A 20,612-nucleotide genomic window follows, 5' to 3' on the forward strand; every position below is an offset into this window, starting at 1 on the left:
GGAACCTAGAACTTGTAAGTCAGCCCCAAGTACGCCAGCCGGCCCGCGTAGCCGCCGGTGTAGAAGCGGGCGCGGGTGTCGTCGCCCAGGTGCTGGCGCGACTCCTGCTTGGTCAGGTTCAGCACCGAGGCGGTGAGGCTGAGCGCGGGGGTGATGTTGTAGGCCGCGTTCACATCGATCTGGTAGTACGGCTCCTCGTAGACGTTCAGCCCGTTGACCAGGCCTTGCACGAGTTCCCCGCGGCGGTTGTACGAGGCGCGCAGCAGCAGGCGATCGGTTTCGTAGAACACGGTGAGGTTGGTCTGGTTCTTGGCGCTGCCCGGCATGGAGGTCTTGCCGACCTCGGTGCCATCTTCCAGCCGGACCGCCGCCTTGCTGGCATCGTTGTAGGTGTAGTTGAACTGCACGCCGAGGCCGGACGGCAGCGTGTGCTGCGCGTAGAGCTCCACACCTTGCGAGACCGCGTCCTGGCCGCCGGCCTGGGTGCTGTAGTTCTGCACGGTGACCTGTTGCCCGTCGATCATCATGTTGACGTCGCTGATCACGTCGACCGCGAAGTTCTCCACGTTCTTGCGGAACAGTCCCACACCGGCAACCGAGCCGGGCTGGAAATACCATTCCAGCCCCAGGTCGAACTGGGTGGCCTTGTACGGCTCCAGGTTCTTGTTGCTGCCCGAGCCGTACCAGCCCTGCTCGCTGGCACCGCCGGTCAGGCGTCGGTCGGCCACGTACTCGGGACTGTAGTACTCCAGGCTGCCGGGCGCGGCGATGTCGTTGTAGCTGGGGCGTGCGATCACCTTCGACGCTGCCGCGCGCAGCAGCAGGTTCTCGCTCAGGTCGTAGGCCAGGTTGAAACTCGGCAACACGTCGGTGTAGGTGCGGTCCAGTCCGCTGACCACGAACGACTCGGTGCGTTGCACGCTGTCGGACAAACGCCAGTAGCCTTCGGTCCCGCAATAGGTGTCGGCCGGGGCGCCGCTGGGCATGGCGGCGCCCTGCTGGCAGGCCAGCGGATTGCCGTCGGCGCCGTCGAAGAAGTAGTCGTTGTAGGCGGTCACCTTGTCGGTGGAGTCGGCATGCTGGCCGGTGCGCGCCACCCGCACGCCAACGTTGCCCCGCAGCCGCTCGGCGTGGAAGTTGAGTTGCAGGTAGGTGGAATAGATCTTCTCGTCGACGTTGTAAACGAAGTTGTCTTCGCTGCGGGTCTGCATCGCGCCGTAGGTTTGGTTCAAGTAGCCGATGTAGCCCGGGAAGTTGATCGCCGGGAATGCGCTGGCATTGACGCCGCCGGCCAGGTTACCCACTGACGACAGCAGATCCGGCGAGAACTGGGTGGCGATGGCATTGCAGCGCCCGTTCCAGTAGCGGTTGTCGTAGTCGCTCGGGTCGGTGCCCGGGCACACCCAGTAGTTGTTGCCGGTATTGCGGTGGATGCCGCCATCGCGACGCTTGAGGCCGAACTGCAGCGAGTCGAAGAAGTCGCCGTCGATATGCCAGGTGGTGTCGATCTGCGCGTACTGCTGCTGGTTGGTGTTGCGGGTCCAGGACGAGCCGGTCGAGCCCAGATCGACCTGCAGGATGCCGTCGCGCAGGTTCTGCATCAGCTCCGGCGAGAAGGTCATGGTCGGCGTGCCGGTCAGGTCCCAGGCGCTGGCGAAGTTGCCGTTGCTCCAGCTGCCGTCGGCATTCTGGCGACGCGGCTTGATCGGCAGGGAGAACTGCAGCTCCGGCCCGCCCTTGGCCCAGGTGCGGCCGGCCTTGAACGCCACGTCCACCTGCTCGCCGCGCCATTCGCCGCCCACGTCCACCGTCTGCGACTGCGATTTCTCGATGTTGTAGCTGCCGGTGATCTGCGGCGTCGGCACCGTGCAGTCGTCCGAGCCCCAGCCGCCCGGCGGCAGGCCGGCCGCGGCGGCCTGGGCCTCGCTGCAGTAGTAGGTCTTGCCCGGATGCAGGCTGTAGGCGGCGCCGGTGACGATGGTGCCACTGGGATCGAGCTGCAACCCATCGAGCAGGCGGCCGCCGCGCCAGTTGCCATCGCCGTAATAGCGCGCGATGTTCCACTCGGGAATCTTGATGGTATTGGTCTGCGAGTCCTGCGACAGGTCGAAGCGGAAATAGTTCGCGGTCAGGGTCAGGTCGTCGGTCGGCTTGAACTGCAAGGTCAGTTGCCCGCCCTTGCGCTCGCGCTCCTCTTGCTTGACGTCCAGGCTGACCGCGGTCGGCATCATGAAGCGGGTGTAGTACCTGCCGTTCTGGTCCCAGAAGCCGGTGCCACCCCACCAGTTGGCGTTGAAGTCCGAGGGATTGCCGTTGACGTCGACCGCCGGGCCGCCTTCGTCGCGGCCGTACCACTGCCAGCTCTCGGTACTGGAGTTCAACGTGCGCGCGGTGCGCTTCTGCTGCGTGTAGCCGACGAACACGCCGAAGCGGTCGTCCTGGTCGTGCCACGAGTACGAGCCGGAGAACTGGCCATCGGTCTTCTTGCTGGTATCGGACCACACACCCTCGGCGGAGACGAAGCCCGAATTGGGCTCCAGCTCGAGCGGGCGCCGCGTGTGCAGGATCACCGTGCCGCCGATGCCGCCTTCGTCGATGCGCGCTTCCGGGGTCTTGTACAGCTCGGCGCTGCCGAGCAGATTGGATGGCAGCAGCGTGTAGTTGAACGAGCGCGTCGGGTCGCCGTTGGACTCGGCGGTGGCGATGTAGTTGCCGTTCAATTCGGTCAGCACCAGCTCCGAGGACAGGCCGCGCACGCTGACGTTCTTGCCTTCGCCGCCGTCGCGGCTGATGACCACGCCGGGCACGCGCTGCAGCGCATCGGCCACGTTCTTGTCGGGGAACTTGCCGACGTCCTCGGCGGTGATCACATCGACCACGGCGTTGGCGTTGCGCTTCTGCTCCAGGCTCTTCTCGATCGCGTAGCGGTAGCCGGTGACCGTCACCGCGTCCAGGTCCGTGGCCTGCACCTGGGCCTGGCCCGTGGGCGCCGGCGTGCCGTCGGCCTGCTGGGCCGCGGCGGTGGAAGCGGCGCTGGCGAGCAAGGCGACGGCGATACCGGCGGATAGTCGGCTACGGTTGCGTCCGAATGGCATGCAGTTCATTTCAATCATCCTCTCCTAAAGATTGATCGGCGACGCGAGCGCGACCGCAGCGCGATCCAACGATCGAGCAGCCTTTGCGTCGCTATGAAGAGCTTCCGGCGCCATTGCGGCGAGCCGGTGTTGGTTCCCCCTCTGTCCTGCAAACTTCGAATTTAGATCGTTCTAATGCATCGGCAAGCTTAACTAGCACAGCACACCTCGCAACGCATGCTGCCGCGCAACAGGTCGCGTCCATGGGGTGTTGTCTGCAGCGCTCGCAACAACGCGTACAGGCTGCATTGCTGCGGGCTTGCGGCACGGGTTGCCGCGTTGCTGGTTGCAGCAGTTCGATCGTGGCCAACGAAACATGTCCGCCCGTGTCCAAACGCACACGGCCTGCGCTGTAGGCACCAGGCTCGGCGACGTGCAATAGCGTTTCCAGCCCGGCGATGTGGCTAGGCGAAGCATCTTGGGTGCGGCAGAACGACTCCGCGCCGGGTCGCCAGGACATGCCGGCATGCACGACCGCACCGAACAGCAGGGCGATGCGATGCATGGCACCCGAACCGTGCAGGCGTTTACGGGTGTGTGGGAGAAAGGGCTTTGCAGGGAAGCCCCGTTCTTCGGTAGCCGCGGTGCCGCGCCGCGGGCCGCTGCCTGTGGTGCGGCACGCTGAGCGTTTGAAGGGCCGGCGTTGCCGGCCGACGGGACGCGCGCGCTCAGTCGCGCTCGAAGCGCTGGAGTTCGTCCAGTTGCGCCAGCGCCTTGCGCAGGCTGCCGCCGCTCAAGGAAGCGTCCATCGTCTTGCCGAGCTCGGCGCGTTGCGGGCGGCGTGCCCAGCGATGGAACCACCCGGTCGCCAGCAGGCCCGCGATGCCGATGCCGTAGCCGCTCCACACCAGTGCCGGCGCCTTGGCCAGCAGATCGACATCGCCCAGGCCAGCCAGGGCTTGCAAGATCGCGACCCACAGGAACCACCACGGCAGGCCGGCGACCATGCCGCTGCCGATGTACAGCGTGCGTGCGCGCAGCAACTGCTTCTGGATGCCGAGCACCGGCTGCGAGTAGTCGATGTTGCCGATCTGTCCCAATACCAAGCCCGCGGCGACGATCGTCACTACGCCATACGCCTGCACCAGCACGCCGGCAACGATGGACGAAGCGTGCGCCGGATGGCTCATCCACAGCAGCGATGCGAGCAGGATGAAGGCAAGACCGAACAGGATCTGCACCACCTGACCCCAGAACAGCGGGCGCAGGCTGCCGCGCGTCTTGTCGAGCTTGCGCTCGCGCAGTGCGTGCAGCTGCAACATCGTGTCCAGTTGCAGTCGGCGGTCCAGCGATTGCCAGGCGGATTTGAAGTCGTCGAGTTCCATCATGGTCTCCCTGTCGCGTCTTAGCGGAATTCGTCGCGGATGCGCTGTTTCAGGCGTCCGATCTTGGTGGAGACATTGCTTTCGGTGATGCCGAGGATCTCGGCGATCTCGCGTTGTGGTCGCTCCTCGAGATAGAGCAGCAGCAAGGCGCGATCCAGCGCCGGCTGGCGGGCGATGAATCCTTGCAGCAGGCGCAGGCGTTGTTGCTGTTCGGGATCGGCGGCGTTGCCGTCGGCCAGATCGTGCAGGGCATGGTCCAGCGACACCGCGTCGTGGCGACGCCGTAGCTGCAGATGGCGCAAGTGGCTGATCGCCACGTTCAGCGCAATCCGGTACATCCAGGTGCTGAAGCTGCGCGTCGGGTCGTAATTTGGGTACGCATGCCATAGCTGCGCGGCGATCTCCTGCGCAAGGTCGGCGCGGTCGTCGCCACCGCCTGCATAGCTATTGGCGACTTTGAAGACGATGCCGGAATGCCGCTGCAGCAGCATGTCGAAGGTGTTCCGGGCGTCGGGTATGGTCATGGTGGCGGCGATGATATCCATTGGGTCCTTGGCGAGGTCTACGCGCCCCTCAAGCCCATGATTCGCACCGGCGCGCGGAATCTCACATCCGCGCCAGCAGGAACGTCCAGGCGAATGCCGGCTGCATGGCCCTCGGTGTCGCCATGCTCCAGGAGGTGGCCGGGCACCGGATAGGTCATGTATTTGCAAACGATCGTTGCAGTAACGTCACTACATGACAATGCAACGTTTCTGATGTCGAGCCCACGGGGGCTCCCATGGTCAATGCGTGGGAGCGGTCGCCATGATGGCACTGGAAGGCGCCGGCTACGAAAGGAAACGACGGCTAGAGGTTCCCTGCCCCGTTGATTTGGTCGTAGACCGACACCGTGCGGCATCGGTAGGCAGGCTGGCATTGGCACGCAGCGTCACGGTGACCAACGGCACCTTGCCGGTGAATGCGTCGCCGACGCCGGCCGCACCTCGGCGACACCACCCTAGGTTCCCTACAGCAGCGAAGGCGGCAGGTCCGTCGTGCGACTCGCACGCGGCGATCATCGGCTCAGCCCGCCTCCGCCGCCCACTGCAGCGCATCCGCTCCGGCCGGGAGATACAGCGGTGCCGACGCATCGGTCGCCGCGCGCCAGACGGCTTCGGCGACGTCCTGCAGACGCGTCCCGGGGCCGGTGGATGCGGCCATCCGCGCGATGGTGTGGCGCATGAAGTCGCCGTAGACGGCATCGTCCATGCCGCGCAGGCGGGTGCGGGCGGTGTCGCGAAAGCGGGTCTCGCCCGAGGAGCCCGGCAGCACGATGCGCACACGCACGCCGAACGGTTCGACTTCGCTTGCCAGCGATTCGCTGAAGGCATTCACCGCCGCCTTGGCCGCACGGTAGACGCCGACCAGCGGCAACGGCTTGTAGGTGACGCTGGAGGTGACGTTCACCACGATGCCGGCGCCGCGCGCGCGCATCTGCGGCAACACCGCCTGCGTCATCGCCATGGTGCCGAAGGTATTGGTGTCGAACAGGGCACGCAGCGTGTCCATGTCCATCAATTCGAGCGGCGCGGGCGCACCAAAGCCGGCGTTGTTGACCAGCACGTCGATCGGGCCGGCCGCGGCGATGGCTGCGCGGATGCTCTGGGCATCGGTGACGTCCAACGGCAGCACACGCAGCTGTGGCGACGGCGGCAGCAGGTCCTCGCGCGGGGTGCGCATGGTGGCAAGCACCCGCCAATCGCGGGCGAGGAAGTAGCGTGCGGTTTCCAGGCCGAAGCCGGAGGAACAGCCGGTGATCAGAACGGTCTTCAAGGGAATTCCTTGCGCGTGGACGAGTCGCCACGATAGATAGCCGCCTCCGTACTTGCTACGATCCAGCGTCCTTGATTCGTTTGCGAGCGTCCAGCGATGGTGGATCCTCTTGCCGAGGTGGTGACACTGCTGCAGCCCACCGCCCGGTTCTCCAAGCATGTGGTAGGTGCCGGTTCCTGGCGCATCCGGCGGTCCGACGCCGGGCAGCCCTTCTATTGCGCGGTGCTGGAAGGCGGATGCTCCATGACGCTGGACGGTGGCGCGCCGACCCTGCTGCAAACGGGTGATTTCGTGCTGGTGCCTGCGGCGTACAGCGTCACGATGTCCAGCCTTGCGCCGCACGACGGCGTGGCCGAGAGCCTGCCGACCGCACTGGGCAACGGCGTGTTCCGGATCGGTGTGCAGCAAGGCCCGACCGACGTGCGCATCCTGGCCGGCCACTGCAGCTTCGGCTCGCCGGATGCGGCGCTGCTGGTCTCGTTGCTGCCGCAACGGGTCTGTGTGCACGGCGAGCAGCGGCTCGCCACGCTGGTGCAGTTGGTCAGCGAGGAGACGCGCGAGGCGCGGCCCGCCCGCGAGGTGGTGCTCGCGCGCCTGCTGGAAGTGCTGCTGATCGAAGCGCTGCGCTCGGCCGCCGGCACGGCGGCGTCGCCGGGCCTGGCACGCGGGCTGGCCGATGCGCGCCTGGCAACGGCGATCCGCGCGCTGCACGCGCAGCCCACGCGCGCATGGACGGTAGCCGCCTTGGCAAAGGAAGCGGCCTTGTCGCGTTCGGCGTTCTTCGAACGCTTCGGACGCACAGTCGGCATGGCGCCGATGGAATACCTGCTCGCCTGGCGCATGGCCCTGGCCAAGGACCTGCTGGGCCGCAGTGAGTTCGGCATCGCCGATATCGCCGAGCGCGTCGGCTACAGCTCCGCGAGCACCTTCAGCGTTGCCTTCGCCCGCCACGTCGGACAGCCGCCCACACAGTACGCACGCGCCCGTCGCCGCGGTGCGGCGCGCGGCGACGCGCCGCTCTCGATGCAGGTCGGTGACATGGAGTAGGCCCTCGCCGCGGCTGACTGTTCCTGCGCGCGCGCCCTCGGTGGATGCAATGCGAGCTGCGCGATACGTTCGCGGTCACGCGTTCGAACCGGTGCGCGGAGCGCTGGGCATGCGATGGCGACTCGCCCAACCAGGCCAGCGCCGCGATCGGATCGGGCAGCAGGTGTCCGTCATTGCGCGGGACCAACATACAACGCGTGACGCACGATGGCGATTACGCTGTCTTGCCGAACGCCTCCTGGTACACCGACGTCAACCAGTCGACGAAGACCCTCACGCGCGGCGACAGCTGGCGATGTTGCGGATACATCGCCGAGACCGGCAATCCCGTGCTCTGCCAATCGCCCAACACCTCGACCAGACGGCCATCGCGCAACTCGCTCTCCACATGGAAGCGTGGCAATTGGATCAGGCCGCAGCCGCGTAGCGCGCAGATGACGTAGTTCTCCGCGTCGCTGACGGACATCCAGCTGCCGAGTTCGTATTCGCGCGCCTGTCCGTCGACGATCAGTTCGAACGGGTAGTTGATGCTGCGGTCGCTGGCGAAGAAGCCGACCGCCTGGTGGGAAGACAACGCGTCCGGATGGTGTGGAATGCCGAACTCGGCCAGGTAGTCGGGACTGGCGCAGATCACCTCGGGCATCACCGCCAATCGCCGCGCCACCAGCGAGGAATCCGGGGGATTGCCGGCGCGGACCACGCAATCGATGCCGTCCCGCACGAGGTCGACCAGACGATCGCCGCTGCTGATGACGAAATCGATGCTCGGATAGCGACTGCGAAACGCGTCGATGCGCGGCAGCACGATGCGGGTGGCATGGGTGCCGTGCAGATCAACGCGCAATGTCCCGCTCGGGTTGGAGGCCACATGCTGCAACGAGGCCTCGGCATCGTCGAGATCGCCGAGCACCTGCACGCAGCGCTGGTAGAACGCCTGTCCATCCAGGGTTGGACGCACTTGGCGCGTGGTCCGGTCGAGCAGGCGCACGCCCAATCGCGCTTCCAGTTGCTGGATGGCATGGGTGGCGGTTGCCCGGGGCAGTTCCAGCGCATCGGCGGCACGGCTGAAGCTGCCAAGCTCGACAATGCGGGTGAACAAGCGCAGGGCGTCGAGGCGGTCCATTGTTCGATTATTGATCGAGATTGAATTGTCTTGCCAACCTCCGAGTATTTATTCGTTCCGCACCACTCCTGACACTGGGCTCCAGCCGACGCTTTCGAGGAGCCAGCGTATGTCCACCCTCCCCGTTAGAACGGGTTATGCACGTTGAGATGAGATGCGTCGGCCGTCAGCGGTGCGCAGCGGGCGGTACCGCGGAAGCAGTGCGCGGCGGTGTCGGCAATCGCGACAACGTCGCCGAGTTGTTCGGCCGCACGATCACGGCATTCGGCCGCCTCGATGCGGTGATCCACAACGCCGGCGTGATGCCGGTGGTGCCGATCGCCGACGGCACCCGGGCCGAGTTCGAACGTACGATCGCGACCAACCTGCGCAGCATCTTCCTGCTGATGGCGCAGGCCGCGAGCCATCTGGGTGACGACGGACGCTTCATCGCGCTGTCCTCAGCGTGCTGACCAAGAACTTTCCCGACTGCAGCCGTCGCCTTCCTCGCCGGGCCGGACGGTGCCTGGGTCACTCGCAGGTGCTTCGCGTCAACGGCGGCTTCGCCTGAACCGCCACTCCGCAACGCCATACAAGAGGAAACATCCATGTGCCAACGCATTCTTTTCATGGTGGGCGCGCCCTTTGGCCAGTGTTCGTTCTGCGCCCACGCCGATTCGTCAGACCATGCACGCGGCGTGGCGACGGCGATTTCCGATCCCATTGATGGCGAGTCCCTGCCATGCATCGGCCTGAAGGCCATGCTCATGCAGCGCGACAACACCGCCCGCGGGCGGCAGGCGGTGGCCCATGGCGCGTAATGCAATCAGCACGCAACTGAAGATCGTGCTCGGCGAGTCGGCGGTGGCCTCTTCGGCCGCCACGCTCAGCGCCTTGGCGCTGGAGGTGCCGGTGTGGGCGATGTTCGTCGGCTGGATCGCGTTCTTCACCCGCGGCTTGACCCTGCGCCAGGGCGCCATCAATCTGGCCTGCGTGTTGATCGGGCTGGGATTGGGCATCGGCGCGGCGCATGCGTTGACTGCGCTGGGCCCGCACCTGGGTGCCTATGCGATCAGTGCCGTGGTGTTCGCCATCACCGTGATCGCACTCTCGCTGGCGAAGGTTCCGGTGTTCGACAATCTGCTCGGCTTCTTTCTCGGCTTGGTCGCGTACTTCGCCTCGCACCTGCCGCCCACGTTGCCGTCGTTCGCGCAGTTGGCATTGGCCGCTGCCGTGGGCACGATCGCCGCCCTCCTCGCCCATGGCTTGCAGCACCGTCTGCGGCGTCGTGCCGACGCCTGACCTGGAAGCGCTTCATGCCGCTGATTTGGCCCGTCCACGTCACTCAGTAAGCCACGCGCTGCCGCGACGGCGATCCAATTCCTCACTTGCCACTGACGGAGCACTCGCGATGACCCACACCCGCCAGATCGATACACAGACCGCCCGCTCACACCGCCTGACATCGGTACGTCAGGCAGTGAGCCGCCTGTCCGCGCCGGCCACGCCCATCAGCTATGCGGCGTTGCGGGTGATGTTCGGCGCCGTGTTGGTGACCCACGGCTTGCCTAAACTGCTAGGTACCTCGCATGGGTCGATGGCGGATCCGATGGCTGGATCGATCCACCTGATCGAGAACGTCATGCAGCTACCGGCCGCCCCGTTGCTGGCGATGCTGGTCACGCTGTTGGAAACCATCGGCGGCGTGCTGCTTGCCGCCGGCGTGGGCACACGCCTGATCGCGCTCGCCGTGGCGGTGGAGATGCTCGGCATCAGCTATGCGCTGGGACCGACCTGGCCGTGGATCGATCGCGGCATCGAGTATCCGGTCCTGATGCTGTTCCTAGCCGCGTACATCGCCGCCCACGGTGGAGGACGCTGGTCGTTGGATCGTTTGATCTGGCGTGCGTTGTGATACCCGGCGATTCGATCGCTTGCCAGTGCGGCGCAGCCGATGATCAAACAGGGCCATGCAGCTGTCAGTCAACAGAAGCACGCCTGGAGGCGTCAGGCTGTCGCGGAATCAGCGGGGTGGTGTTGGTCTGCAGGAGCAGGTGCACGGCGGTGTCGACACTGATGAAACGGTGGCGTTGCAGCAGATAGGCCCCGCCCAGAAGAGCCGCGAACATCAGCGTGGCGCCTGGCCTGATGACGGCCGCCGGAACCAGGATGCCAACCACCATGTACACAACAGTCCAGTTGCAGAAACCGGTAATGATGATTTCGCGTTGCCGACGGTCGATCGCGATGCGCCCGCGCATGATCATCGGATAGACGCCGCCGACGAACAGAAAGGTTTCGCGGAAGGCATAGACCTGTTCGGACACGCGATGGAACCGCAGGTCCGGCCAGCGCGATCGCTCGACGGCATTTTCCACCTGCGCCAGCGAAAAACAGGCCAGCGCATCGCGGGTGACCGCAATGCGCCTTGTAAATATCGGCAGGCCCCAGTTGAAATAGGGACGGCTCCAGGCGATCAGCAGGACGCCCTCGACGACAACCAAGCCCAGCAGCAGGTAGAGCATCGCGCGTTCCTTGTTCGCGTGATCGAACTATCGCATGCGCTGGGTCTGAAGCTTGCGCAGCCTGCCGAGGCCGATGCTGACGCTCGAACCTGCGCCGCTGCAATCACTTGGGCGGGCCGGCGGCGCGTTCATGACCGCGGCAGATGACGCAGATCAGCGGCGTTCAAGCGAACCAGACGCTACCGCGGGTGCCGGCGCTGTCGGCCTGCTGATCCAGCGATCGCTGGTCCCATCCGGCGAGTGGCCCACAGCGCGCCTGCAGTGCGCGTCATGGCTGGGCAACGCCGCCGGCCGTTGGACGACGTTCGCAGAAATTCAGAAGCTGCCGCACCGATCAGGCACGGCAGCGGTGACGCGCGGAAGATCGCAAGGGCGCGACGCCCTTGCGATCGTCGCCGCTGGCTCAGCGGTAGTTATCGAAGAAGCCCTTGCGCACGGCGATGGCGCATTCGTCTTCGGTCACCAGATGCTCGAGCGCGCTATTGTCCTTCGGATCGCCGGAGCCCAGGTCCAGCACCGACACCTGGTTGCTGCCGTGCGCCTTGAACGCGGCGATGGCGGTCTTGGCGTTCTTCAACGGCACGGTCGCGTCGTTGTCCGAGCCACATAGCAGGGTCGGGGTACGCGGTGCCCAGTTGAGCAGGTTGTTGCGGTTCAAGTCACGCAGGAACGGGCTATCGGTGTTCCTGGCGAAATCGTTGTAGAAGCTGGGCTGGAAATAGCTACGGATCTTGTCGACACCTGGCAGCACACCGCTGCTGAACAGGTCGATCTCTTCGTACTTGCCGGGGAACAGCGACTCGACCTTGTTGGCCCACGGATCCTGGAACACTTGCGACGGGCTGCTGTACAGGTTGTGATAGGTGTGTTGCATGCCGATGATGGCGTAGCTGGCCAGCAGGATACCGAAGGTGCTCTCGCCCACCGCGTTGCTGCCGCTCCAGCTGTCGATGAAGGTCTGGCTGAGTGCATACGGGCCGGAAATGGGCGCGCTGGCAACCAGGTTGAACTCGTTCGACAAGTGCGCTTCGATCTCGCGCTGCGTGGCCATTGCCGCATGGCCGCCCTGCGAGAAGCCGGTCAGCATGACCTTGCCCGACAGCGGCGTGTTGAACTTCTGCAGCACCTGGCGTGCGGCGCGCATCGCATCGATGGTAGCGCTAGCTTCCGAACCCGCGTGCAGATACGGATGGAACGCATAATTGGACTGGCCGATGCCCAGGTAATCGGTACTGACGACCACGTAACCCTGGGTGGCGAGATGGGTCACCATGGTGTCGTCGCCCTTGTCAGCGACAATTTCCTTGGCCTGTTCGGCGGAGCGCTTGGTCTCGGTGCCCTGGTCGTAGCTCACCAGCGGGAAAGGACCGGTGCACTGGTTGCCGCCGGGGATCAGCAGCGCTGCAGACGCGGTGGCCGGCTCGCCATCGACGCCGATCGTGGCATAGGTAAACTCGGCAACGCGCACATCGCACTTGGCCTTGTCGTTGGTCTGGCCATTGGCCAGCACGGCGGCGATCGCATCGCTGCTATAGTTGGCCAGGACCGCACTCTTGAGCACAGTGCCGCGCGCCGGAGATGCCGATGCGGCCATGGGCGCCAGTGCTCCGGCAATCATCACGGACAGCGCACTCAGTAGCAGACGGTTTTGTAGCTTAGCCATTCAAACATCCTCGCGGTTGAAACCCCCTATGACCGGGGGCGGTGGCTGGCGAAGCTACTATGCAGACATGCGGATTTATAAGGCAGTTCATTCGTATGTTTATTCGCCGTATTGCCTCAATCGTGGTGTTTTTCAAGGCAATTAAACACAAATAAAATAAAAGCATCGGCACGTGTTTGACGGACACGTTCGCTATCCGACGATGAACATCGCAACGCTTGGATAATCGTTGCTGCCAATGCTTAGTTTCTTCTATTTCGTCAAAGGCGCGTGATTGCCAAGACAGAGCGCTTTTCCAACTCAAAACTCGGATCGGGCCTTTGACGTTCTGCGGAATGATGTCTTCGGCCAGTTACGGTCTGTCCTGCGGAAACTCCGAATTCCAGCCCGCTCTTCTGCCGTTCCTCTCTTTCCTCGCGAATCGGCAGCACGTTCCAGGCTTGTACCTTCCCCGTCCATCCGCACAGATACGCCGCATGGCGCGCAACGAATGGGCGGGAAACGAATCCAATGATTTGACTCACTGAGTTATACGCATAGGCGACGACGGCCGTGAGCCCAGGCACGACCGAGGGTGCAATCACCCTGTCGTCTGCGGGCGCATCCCTGCGCTCAGCGACCCAGGCATCTCACGCTCAGCGCTTGGCCGCCTCGCAGAGCTTGCGGTTGAACCAGGTGGACTTGGCGATGGGCAGGTAGGCCTCCCAGTCGCTGGGCGGAAGCATCGTGCTCTGCTGTTCCAGCGCTGCCTGGAACGAGGCTTCGTCGTGACTGCGACCGGCCATGGTGCTGTCCAGTGCCGCCAGGCATTCCTGCGGACGGTTGAGACGCAACAAGGCGATGGCACGGTCGTTGGCGAAGCGGTCGCGATCGAGCCAGTTGAGGAAGTCGCCGCATTCGCCCGCGAATGACTGCATGCCAGCCAGCGCCTCGGCATAGTGCTTGCCACGATAGTCCCGCAAGTACGCCTCGCGTCGTCGACTGCTGGCCGCGGAGGTGCAGCCGGGCGGCAACTGCAGATAGTCGCCTTCGAAATCCGCGCGCATGCCGCAGTAGTCGCGGCAGCTGTCCTGGGTCAGCGCGGCAATGTTGAAGCCGCCCGCCACTGGCTTGAACGCTAGCTTGCAGGGTGTCTCGCCCACATCGCTGACGTCCGCCTTGTCGCCGTGCAGGGTGCCCGACAGCGAACAGGTGTGGCCGTTGGCACCCACGGTGAGGATGTCGAAGTGGCGCGCCGCGCCCTTGTCGCGGACCTGCAGGCTGCCCCAGCCTTGTTTGGTGCTGTACTCGCCAGGCGTCGGCCCGGCCGCCGCTGCGCCGAAGGCCAGCAGCCACACCAGTATCCCGCTCCATCCATATCGCCGTGCCATCGCCTCGTCCTGTCTTCGAGCAGAGCGGCAAGTGTGCGACATCGCGCCGATGCCAGGCGAGTGCCGTGTGTATGCCGCATGGCGTGTTTCCTGCGCGTCCGGTGTAGATCATCAACCCCGGCAGATCCAGCGCGCCGTGTGCCAGGATCGCCGGCCACAGCCGCCCGCGTTTGGCCAGCCACCAGCGCAGGATCAGGCCGACCACCAGGATGCTGATGGCAGCTATCGGGCCCTGGTCCAGGTGATACGAGGTGCCGATCGCCACGCCCACATTCACTGCGAACGCCCGGCCATGGCGGCGGCTCCAGCGCCGTAGACATAGCCGCAGACGAACACTTCCTCGAAGATTGGATTGATCAGCGAGATTGCCAGCACCGACGCGATCGACAGCTGGCCGGCGAGCAGCGCATCGGTCGGATTCGGATCGCCGCCCACACGTCCGTTCAACAGCGTCAGCGGATAGGTGGAACGCCAGCACGCACATCGCCGCTGCGAGAGATCTTTCAATGGTTGCTCCCCAAACGCCCTAGCAGGCGATAGCCGGGGGCCATGCGTTCTTCAAGCAGCGCGTTGGATATGTCCATCGGCTGTGCCGCTAGGGGTCCAAAGGCGCCGGTCTCACGGAAGATGCGGATGGGCACGCGCGCAGCGCGTGTCATCGGATGACGCTTTCGCGCTCCCTGCTTCGCTCAGGCCAGCACCCGCGTCGTCCGCGTATCGACCAGTTGCCTGCCCGCCCGGAACCCCTGGCTGATCGCCTCCTGGCACGTCTCCCAGCCAGGCCCCGGCACTGCGACACGCGGCAAGCGGGTCTTGCCGTTGACGTACACATCGACCCAGACATGCCAGTGCGCGCCGACGTCGGCCTGTTCGGCACGCACGCGGATTTCGCTATCGCGATAGATCGCGGTCTCGAAGCGCCCTTGTCTGCTCATGGAGGTGCCTGTCTGCAACGGTTCGTCCGCACGGTAGGCAGCGGCGGTGGAATATCGCGTGATCCAGACAGAAACGAAGGATTAATGTTGCGAAAAAGTGGGGGTTCGTCGCGATTCTGTGAACGTCGTCGCCATGCCGCCATTACGGCTTGCCAAACGCAACAGCCCCGCAATGCGGGGCTGTTGGAGAACACACTTGCCGAGGCGCTCGGTCGAGCGGATCAGTCGATGTCCAGGAACGAGCGCAGTTGCTCCGAACGGCTCGGATGACGCAGCTTGCGCAGCGCCTTGGCCTCTATCTGGCGAATGCGCTCGCGGGTGACGTCGAACTGCTTGCCGACTTCTTCCAGCGTGTGATCGGTGTTCATGTCGATACCGAAACGCATACGCAACACCTTGGCCTCCCTCGGGGTGAGGCCGGCCAGCACGTCGCGCACGGTCTCGGAGAGGTTGATGTTGGTGGTGTTGTCGATCGGGGACTCCACGTTGGTGTCCTCGATGAAGTCGCCCAGATGCGAATCCTCGTCGTCGCCGATCGGGGTTTCCATCGAGATCGGCTCCTTGGCGATCTTCATCACCTTGCGGATCTTGTCCTCGGGCATGTCCATTTCCTTGGCCAGCTCCTCCGGCGTGGCCTCGCGGCCGAACTGCTGGAGCATCTGGCGGGAAATGCGGTTCAACTTGTTGATCGTCTCGATCATGTGCACCGGAATACGGATGGTGCGCGCCTGGTCGGCGATCGAACGGGTGATCGCCTGGCGAATCCACCAGGTGGCGTAGGTCGAGAACTTGTAGCCGCGGCGGTACTCGAACTTGTCCACGGCCTTCATCAGGCCGATGTTGCCTTCCTGGATCAGGTCGAGGAACTGCAGGCCGCGGTTGGTGTACTTCTTGGCGATGGAGATCACCAGGCGCAGGTTGGCCTCGACCATTTCCTTCTTGGCCTTGCGCGCCTTGGCTTCGCCATAGGCCATCGCCCGGCTGATTTCCTTGATCTCGGCCAGGGTCAGGTAGCTGGTCTTCTCCATCTCGATGGAGGCCTGCTGCTCGGCGATGATCTGGTCCTTGACGTCACGCAGGGCCGAGGACCACTTCTGCTTGCGCTTGAGCGCGTCTTCCACCCACTCCAGGTTGGTCTGGTTGCCTTCCCAGGAGCGGATGAAGTCCTTGCGCGGCATGCGTGCAATGGTGGTCGCCAGGTGCAGCACCTTGCGCTCGTGATCCTTGATGCCGTTGACGACTTCGCGCAGCTGGGTGACCAGTGCATCGGTCAGCGGCAGCGGCAGCTTGAGCGTGGTGAAGATGGCGGCCATGTCCTCGCGCGCCTTGACCACGTTCTTGTGCTCGGCGCCGTACTTGACGTAGGCCTTCTTGAACTTGGCGTACTCGTTGGCCAGGTTCTCCATGCGGGTCGCCACTTCGACCGGGTCCGGGCCGGTCGGGCCGGCATCCTCTTCGCTGCTGGCCTCGTCGTCGCCGTCTTCGTCGTCATCGACGTCGTCGCCGTCCACGGCGGCGGTCTCGCCGGCCTCGGCCAGCGCGGCAGCCGCCGCATCAGCCTCTTCGATCAGGTCGTTGAAGCCGACCACGATCTCGGCCAGACGCTTCTTGCCGTCCTTGTGCGCTTCATAGTCGGCCAGCAGCATTTCGGTGGACAGCGGGAAGATGCCCAGCGCGGCCTGGACCTGGCCCAGGCCTTCTTCGATGCGCTTGGCGATGGCGATTTCGCCTTCGCGGGTCAGCAGCTCGACGGTGCCCATTTCGCGCATGTACATGCGCACCGGGTCGGTGGTGCGGCCACCCTCGGTATCCAGCGCGGTCAGCGCTGCGGCGGCTTCTTCGGCCGCGGTGTCGTCGACTTCGCGGTTGCCGGTGTTGCCATCGTTGAGCAACAGGGTTTCGGCATCGGGCGCCACTTCATGGACATCGATGCCCATGCCGTTGATCATGCCGATGATGTCTTCGATCTGCTCCGGATCGACCAGGTCGTCGGGCAGGTGGTCATTGACTTCGGCGTAGGTCAGATAGCCCTGTTCCAGGCCCTTGCTGATCAGTTGCTTGATGTCGGATTGCTGGGCAGGACGTTCGTTGGCCATGAGTGCTCGCGCCACCGGCTTAGAGATTGAGAAGAGAACCTAGCATTATACCAGCGTGAAGCCCGGTCTGCCGGAATCAAGACGGACAGCTGGTGGAGAACGGCTGGCTAGGGTCTGAGGAGGAAGGTCACCGGGCCGTCGTTGACCAGGTCGACAACCATATGGGCGCCAAACCGCCCCGTTTCCACCCCGCCGGCATGTTTTTCGCGGCAGATCGTCACCAATTGATTGAACGCGCGTTCAGCCTCCTGCGGTGGCGCGGCGGTGCTGAAGCCGGGGCGAGTGCCGCTGCGGGTGTCCGCGGCAAGGGTGAATTGGCTGACCAGCAGCAAACCGCCGCCGGTGTCGGAGAGTGAGCGATTCATTTTGCCGTCTGCATCGGCGAACACCCGGTAGCCCAACAGCCGCTCGGCCAGCCGGCGGATCTGCGCATCGCGATCGCCCGGCTCGACCCCGACCAGCGCCAGCAGGCCGTGGCCGATCTGCCCCACGACCTCCCCCTCGACAGTGACGGCGGCGCGGGTGACACGTTGGATCAGCGCAAGCATGCGGCTTCCCGAGCAGAGAGGGGTGCCGGGCAGCATGCCCAGCCGCCGCCGCGCTGTCACCCACGGGCCTTTCGGGGGGGCGCGCTGTTTAGAATCGACGCGATGACCGTCAATGTCCGTGCCCGTCTGCTGTATGCCGTCGCCGCCACCGTGGGCCGCGTCCCCTGGCCCGTGCTCAAGCGCGCCGCCGATCTGCTGGCCTGGGGCTGGCGCACCCTGGATGCCCGCGAGAGCCGGGTGGCGCGCCGCAATCTCGAATTGGCCTACCCCGCGCTGGACGCTGCCGAGCGCGCCCGGCTACATGCGCGCATCCTGCGCTCGACCGCCCGCCAGACCCTGGAGGTGATCCGCACCTGGACCCGGCCGGCTGGCGAGAACCTGGCGCGACTGCAGCGCAACGGCCAGGCGCTGTACGACGCCGCGCTGGCGTCCGGGCGCGGGGTGATCGTGGCCGCGCCGCATTTCGGCAACTGGGAGCTGCTGAACCAGTGGCTGTCCGAGCGCGGGCCGATCGCGATCGTCTACCGCCCGCCCGCGTCGGAGGCGGTGGATGGCTTCCTGCAGCTGGCGCGTGGGGCCGACAACGTCCGCCAGGTCCGTGCCGAGGGGCCGGCGGTGCGGCAATTGTTCAAGGTGCTCAAGGAGGGCGGCGCGGTCGGCATCCTGCCGGATCAGCAACCCAAGATGGGCGATGGCGTGTTCGCGCCGTTCTTCGGTGTCCCGGCGCTGACCATGACCCTGGTCAACCGCCTGGCCGAGCGCACCGGCGCCACCGTGCTGTACGGCTGGTGCGAGCGCACCGGCGAGGACCTGCAGTTCGCGCTGCAGGTGGAACCGGCCGCACCGGCGGTGGCCTCGGCCGACCCGGTCGAGGCAGCCACCGCGCTCAATGCCGGCATCGAGCGCATCGCCCGCCGCGACCCGAGCCAGTACCAATGGACCTACAAGCGCTACACGCTACGCCCGCCGGGCAGTGGCGAGGCCAACCCCTACGCCACCGAGCGGCATCCGCACTAGCCGCCGGTCGCGGCCGACGCTTGTGCGGATCAGTCGTCGTGCGGATCGCTGGGCGTGGCGAGGATGCGTTGGTAGAACGCCAGGTCGAGCCAACGCCCGAACTTGAAGCCGGCCTCGCGCACGGTGCCGGCATGGACGAAGCCGAACTGCTCGTGCAGCGCGATGCTGGCCTGGTTGCTGGCATCGATGCCGCCCACCAGCACATGCACGCCGCGCGCCTGCGCCACCTCGATCAGTTGCTGCAACAGCAACCGACCCAGGCCCTTGCCGCGGTGGTCGCGGTGCACGTAGATCGAATGCTCGACGCTGTACTTGAACGCCGGCCAGGCGCGGAACGTGCCGTAGCTGGCGAAGCCCATCAGGCGGCCATCGGTATCTTCGACCCCGATCACCGGGAAGTTGCCGGCCTGTTTGCTGGCGAACCAGCCCTGCATGCTCTCCAAAGGGCGCGGCCGATAGTCGTACAGCGCCGTCGAATGCACGATGGCATCGTTGAAGATGTCCAGGATCGCGCCGGCGTGGCGCGCGTGGCTGCAATCGACGATGACCATGGAGCGCGGGCCGCGAGAAAGGATGCCGGATTAGAAAGCATTGCCGCAGCGGCGACAACGCACGTGGCGATGCAACCTAACTGGGCTTGCCTGCCCACTCATGCGCGCGGCCGTGGACGCAGCGTTCCAGCGACCCGAGGCGACGCCCCGACGTGCGGCACGCGACAATGGCTGCGCGGCCCCGGACGCGCCGGCCGGGTCCGCCTTGAAGCGGTCGTGGCAGTCCCCATTTGGAGTCGTGCATGAGCAGTCCCGTCCCCTCCCCCTGCGCCCACGCCTTCGGCGACCCGGCAGCGATCCGCTGCGAACGGGCCGCCTCGGAGCTACGCGCCGGTCGCCCTGTCCTGCTGACCGGTGCGCCTGGACCGGCGCGCGCGCTGCTGGCCCTGGACAGCAGTACGGCGCAGTCGTACGCGGCCTTCGCACGCGCGGCCCAGCACCAGCATTACCTGTTCGTGACACCGACCCGTGCGCGCGTGCTGGGGCTGGAGGCACCGGCCGGTGCGCGTGTCGCGTTGGCCAGCCACGATTACGATCGGCTGGCCGCGCTCGCCTATCTGCGCGACACCCCCGTGCCCGCCCAATGGGCGGCAGGCGATGCGCTGGATGCCGGCGCCGTGGAGATCGCCCGGCTCGGCCTGCTGCTGCCGGCGATCCTGGCGGTGGAGCTGCAGGATGCCGATGCCCAGGCCGCCTTTGCCGGCTGCCAGTCGCTGTCGTTGGACGACTTGAGCCAGGGCTATGCCAAGGCGGCCGCAGCGGGCTACGAGCTGGTCACCCGCACGGCCGTGCCGCTGCGCGGCCTGGGCATGAGCGAATTCGTGGTGTTCCGCGGCGGCGTGGCGCAGCGCGACCAGGTCGCCATCGTGGTGGGTCAGCCGGACCTGTCGGCGGCGGTGCCGGTACGCGTGCATTCGTCCTGCCTCACCGGCGATTTGTTCGGCTCGCTCAAGTGCGACTGCGGCGACCAGCTGCGTGGCGGCCTGGCGACCTTGAAGTCGCTCGGTGGCGGCGTGCTGCTGTACCTGGACCAGGAAGGCCGCGGCACCGGCATTGCCGCCAAGATGCGCGCCTACGGCTATCAACATGCCGGGCTGGACACCATCGATGCCGACGCGCAGCTGGGCTTTGGTCCGGACGAGCGCCGCTACGGCGGCGCGGTGGCGATGCTGCGCGGCCTGGGCATCGCCCGCGTGCGCCTGCTGACCAACAATCCCAGCAAGGTCGAGCGGCTGCGCGCGGCCGGCATCGCGGTCGACGATCGCATCCCGGTCACCGGCGAGATCACTGCCGAGAACGAGCAGTACCTGCGCACCAAGGCCAGCCGCGCCGGCCACGCGCTGGATGTGGATGCACTGATCCTGGCCGCGCAGTAAGCCGCGACGCGGTTGCGGTCGCAGCGATGCCGCTATGCTGGCGGACCGCTTCCGCCGGACCCGCGCGTGCACGACGTCCCGTCTCCTGAGAACCCGTCCGCTGCCGAC

Annotated in this window: 21 protein-coding genes and 1 pseudogene; 8 read left to right on the top strand and 14 right to left on the bottom strand. The window is 65.6% G+C overall.

What is annotated here, in order from left to right; all coding sequences use genetic code 11:
* Positions 1-5 precede the first annotated feature (5 nt).
* Positions 6-3,104: a TonB-dependent receptor gene (locus CKY51_RS12220; protein WP_022972244.1), complete on the bottom strand. Its 3,099-nt coding sequence runs from the start codon at positions 3,102-3,104 to the stop codon at positions 6-8.
* Positions 3,105-3,600: 496 nt separating this feature from the next.
* On the opposite strand from CKY51_RS12220, the gene CKY51_RS22465 reads away from it, so the two are divergent.
* Entirely contained in the window at positions 3,601-3,759 is a 159-nt protein-coding gene (locus CKY51_RS22465; RefSeq protein ID WP_170292319.1) for a hypothetical protein, read from the top strand.
* Positions 3,760-3,802: 43 nt separating this feature from the next.
* Here CKY51_RS22465 and CKY51_RS12225 read toward each other — a convergent pair whose 3' ends face one another.
* The 3 genes from CKY51_RS12225 to CKY51_RS12235 form a co-directional block, all read right to left on the bottom strand.
* Positions 3,803-4,459, bottom strand: a complete 657-nt coding sequence (locus CKY51_RS12225; RefSeq protein WP_031339709.1) for a hypothetical protein — start codon at positions 4,457-4,459, stop codon at positions 3,803-3,805.
* 20 nt (positions 4,460-4,479) lie between these two features.
* Positions 4,480-5,004, bottom strand: coding sequence for an RNA polymerase sigma factor (locus CKY51_RS12230; protein ID WP_022972242.1), 525 nt, complete (start codon positions 5,002-5,004; stop codon positions 4,480-4,482).
* Between the two features lie 520 nt (positions 5,005-5,524).
* Entirely contained in the window at positions 5,525-6,274 is a 750-nt protein-coding gene (locus tag CKY51_RS12235) for an SDR family oxidoreductase (RefSeq protein WP_022972240.1), read from the bottom strand.
* 96 nt (positions 6,275-6,370) lie between these two features.
* Here CKY51_RS12235 and CKY51_RS12240 point away from each other — a divergent pair, with 96 nt between their 5' ends.
* Positions 6,371-7,321, top strand: coding sequence for an AraC family transcriptional regulator (locus tag CKY51_RS12240; RefSeq protein ID WP_022972239.1), 951 nt, complete (start codon positions 6,371-6,373; stop codon positions 7,319-7,321).
* A 214-nt stretch (positions 7,322-7,535) separates the two neighbouring features.
* On the opposite strand, the gene CKY51_RS12245 is transcribed toward CKY51_RS12240, so the two are convergent.
* Positions 7,536-8,444: a LysR family transcriptional regulator gene (locus tag CKY51_RS12245; RefSeq protein ID WP_022972238.1), complete on the bottom strand. Its 909-nt coding sequence runs from the start codon at positions 8,442-8,444 to the stop codon at positions 7,536-7,538.
* A gap of 149 nt (positions 8,445-8,593) precedes the next feature.
* Between CKY51_RS12245 and CKY51_RS12250 the strand changes: the two genes are divergently transcribed.
* From CKY51_RS12250 to CKY51_RS12265, 4 genes are all read left to right on the top strand, one after another.
* Positions 8,594-8,896, top strand: coding sequence for an SDR family oxidoreductase (locus tag CKY51_RS12250; RefSeq protein ID WP_238319485.1), 303 nt, complete (start codon positions 8,594-8,596; stop codon positions 8,894-8,896).
* A gap of 135 nt (positions 8,897-9,031) precedes the next feature.
* Complete coding sequence (locus CKY51_RS12255; protein ID WP_152249297.1) at positions 9,032-9,244, top strand: hypothetical protein; 213 nt, start codon at positions 9,032-9,034, stop codon at positions 9,242-9,244.
* Entirely contained in the window at positions 9,234-9,725 is a 492-nt protein-coding gene (locus tag CKY51_RS12260) for a DUF1097 domain-containing protein (protein WP_022972235.1), read from the top strand. The genes CKY51_RS12255 and CKY51_RS12260 overlap by 11 nt, the downstream gene beginning before the upstream one ends.
* A gap of 109 nt (positions 9,726-9,834) precedes the next feature.
* Positions 9,835-10,338, top strand: a complete 504-nt coding sequence (locus CKY51_RS12265; protein ID WP_022972234.1) for a DoxX family protein — start codon at positions 9,835-9,837, stop codon at positions 10,336-10,338.
* Positions 10,339-10,402: 64 nt separating this feature from the next.
* Here CKY51_RS12265 and CKY51_RS12270 read toward each other — a convergent pair whose 3' ends face one another.
* From CKY51_RS12270 to dtd, 8 genes and pseudogenes are all read right to left on the bottom strand, one after another.
* Complete coding sequence (locus CKY51_RS12270; RefSeq protein ID WP_022972233.1) at positions 10,403-10,948, bottom strand: hypothetical protein; 546 nt, start codon at positions 10,946-10,948, stop codon at positions 10,403-10,405.
* Between the two features lie 403 nt (positions 10,949-11,351).
* A complete protein-coding gene (locus CKY51_RS12275; protein WP_152249298.1) occupies positions 11,352-12,611 on the bottom strand; it encodes a lipase family protein in 1,260 nt (419 codons plus the stop codon).
* Between the two features lie 635 nt (positions 12,612-13,246).
* A complete protein-coding gene (locus tag CKY51_RS12280) occupies positions 13,247-13,981 on the bottom strand; it encodes a hypothetical protein (protein WP_031340035.1) in 735 nt (244 codons plus the stop codon).
* 181 nt (positions 13,982-14,162) lie between these two features.
* Positions 14,163-14,258, bottom strand: a pseudogene (locus CKY51_RS22715) (CPBP family intramembrane glutamic endopeptidase); the annotation flags it as partial.
* The gene (locus tag CKY51_RS22720) at positions 14,255-14,488 is read right to left on the bottom strand and encodes a hypothetical protein (protein ID WP_022972858.1); all 234 of its coding nucleotides are present in this window, start codon (positions 14,486-14,488) and stop codon (positions 14,255-14,257) included. The gene CKY51_RS22720 and the pseudogene CKY51_RS22715, both read right to left, overlap by 4 nt.
* 182 nt (positions 14,489-14,670) lie before the next feature.
* Positions 14,671-14,916 (bottom strand): DUF6566 family protein, encoded by a 246-nt coding sequence (locus CKY51_RS12290; protein WP_081641408.1) that lies wholly within the window; start codon positions 14,914-14,916, stop codon positions 14,671-14,673.
* 221 nt (positions 14,917-15,137) lie between these two features.
* Entirely contained in the window at positions 15,138-17,012 is a 1,875-nt protein-coding gene (gene rpoD / locus CKY51_RS12295) for an RNA polymerase sigma factor RpoD (RefSeq protein WP_152249299.1), read from the bottom strand.
* A gap of 107 nt (positions 17,013-17,119) precedes the next feature.
* Positions 17,120-17,560: a D-aminoacyl-tRNA deacylase gene (gene dtd, locus CKY51_RS12300; RefSeq protein ID WP_022972856.1), complete on the bottom strand. Its 441-nt coding sequence runs from the start codon at positions 17,558-17,560 to the stop codon at positions 17,120-17,122.
* A 102-nt stretch (positions 17,561-17,662) separates the two neighbouring features.
* Between dtd and CKY51_RS12305 the strand changes: the two genes are divergently transcribed.
* Entirely contained in the window at positions 17,663-18,577 is a 915-nt protein-coding gene (locus tag CKY51_RS12305; RefSeq protein ID WP_022972855.1) for a lauroyl acyltransferase, read from the top strand.
* Positions 18,578-18,606: 29 nt separating this feature from the next.
* Here CKY51_RS12305 and CKY51_RS12310 read toward each other — a convergent pair whose 3' ends face one another.
* Complete coding sequence (locus tag CKY51_RS12310) at positions 18,607-19,128, bottom strand: GNAT family N-acetyltransferase (RefSeq protein ID WP_022972854.1); 522 nt, start codon at positions 19,126-19,128, stop codon at positions 18,607-18,609.
* A gap of 242 nt (positions 19,129-19,370) precedes the next feature.
* Here CKY51_RS12310 and ribA point away from each other — a divergent pair, with 242 nt between their 5' ends.
* Positions 19,371-20,504 carry a GTP cyclohydrolase II RibA gene (gene ribA, locus CKY51_RS12315; protein WP_022972853.1) on the top strand — a complete coding sequence of 378 codons (1,134 nt, stop codon included), beginning with the start codon at positions 19,371-19,373 and terminating at the stop codon, positions 20,502-20,504.
* The last annotated feature ends 108 nt before the right edge of the window (positions 20,505-20,612 follow it).

It is taken from the genome of Xanthomonas maliensis (genome assembly GCF_009192945.1).
GTDB lineage: Bacteria > Pseudomonadota > Gammaproteobacteria > Xanthomonadales > Xanthomonadaceae > Xanthomonas > Xanthomonas maliensis.

Excerpts from the sequence above, each read along its gene's own strand:
- CKY51_RS12225 (WP_031339709.1), bottom strand. The coding sequence starts at position 4,459 with ATGGAACTCGACGACTTCAAATCCGCCTGGCAATCGCTGGACCGCCGA.
- CKY51_RS12260 (WP_022972235.1), top strand. The coding sequence starts at position 9,234 with ATGGCGCGTAATGCAATCAGCACGCAACTGAAGATCGTGCTCGGCGAG.
- CKY51_RS12290 (WP_081641408.1), bottom strand. The coding sequence starts at position 14,916 with ATGAGCAGACAAGGGCGCTTCGAGACCGCGATCTATCGCGATAGCGAA.
- dtd (WP_022972856.1), bottom strand. The coding sequence starts at position 17,560 with ATGCTTGCGCTGATCCAACGTGTCACCCGCGCCGCCGTCACTGTCGAG.
- CKY51_RS12305 (WP_022972855.1), top strand. The coding sequence starts at position 17,663 with ATGACCGTCAATGTCCGTGCCCGTCTGCTGTATGCCGTCGCCGCCACC.
- CKY51_RS22465 (WP_170292319.1), top strand. The coding sequence starts at position 3,601 with ATGCACGACCGCACCGAACAGCAGGGCGATGCGATGCATGGCACCCGA.
- CKY51_RS12275 (WP_152249298.1), bottom strand. The coding sequence starts at position 12,611 with ATGGCTAAGCTACAAAACCGTCTGCTACTGAGTGCGCTGTCCGTGATG.
- CKY51_RS12255 (WP_152249297.1), top strand. The coding sequence starts at position 9,032 with ATGTGCCAACGCATTCTTTTCATGGTGGGCGCGCCCTTTGGCCAGTGT.
- rpoD (WP_152249299.1), bottom strand. The coding sequence starts at position 17,012 with ATGGCCAACGAACGTCCTGCCCAGCAATCCGACATCAAGCAACTGATC.
- CKY51_RS12310 (WP_022972854.1), bottom strand. The coding sequence starts at position 19,128 with ATGGTCATCGTCGATTGCAGCCACGCGCGCCACGCCGGCGCGATCCTG.
- ribA (WP_022972853.1), top strand. The coding sequence starts at position 19,371 with ATGAGCAGTCCCGTCCCCTCCCCCTGCGCCCACGCCTTCGGCGACCCG.
- CKY51_RS12230 (WP_022972242.1), bottom strand. The coding sequence starts at position 5,004 with ATGGATATCATCGCCGCCACCATGACCATACCCGACGCCCGGAACACC.
- CKY51_RS12270 (WP_022972233.1), bottom strand. The coding sequence starts at position 10,948 with ATGCTCTACCTGCTGCTGGGCTTGGTTGTCGTCGAGGGCGTCCTGCTG.
- CKY51_RS12245 (WP_022972238.1), bottom strand. The coding sequence starts at position 8,444 with ATGGACCGCCTCGACGCCCTGCGCTTGTTCACCCGCATTGTCGAGCTT.
- CKY51_RS12280 (WP_031340035.1), bottom strand. The coding sequence starts at position 13,981 with ATGGCACGGCGATATGGATGGAGCGGGATACTGGTGTGGCTGCTGGCC.
- CKY51_RS12250 (WP_238319485.1), top strand. The coding sequence starts at position 8,594 with ATGAGATGCGTCGGCCGTCAGCGGTGCGCAGCGGGCGGTACCGCGGAA.
- CKY51_RS12220 (WP_022972244.1), bottom strand. The coding sequence starts at position 3,104 with ATGAACTGCATGCCATTCGGACGCAACCGTAGCCGACTATCCGCCGGT.
- CKY51_RS12265 (WP_022972234.1), top strand. The coding sequence starts at position 9,835 with ATGACCCACACCCGCCAGATCGATACACAGACCGCCCGCTCACACCGC.
- CKY51_RS12240 (WP_022972239.1), top strand. The coding sequence starts at position 6,371 with ATGGTGGATCCTCTTGCCGAGGTGGTGACACTGCTGCAGCCCACCGCC.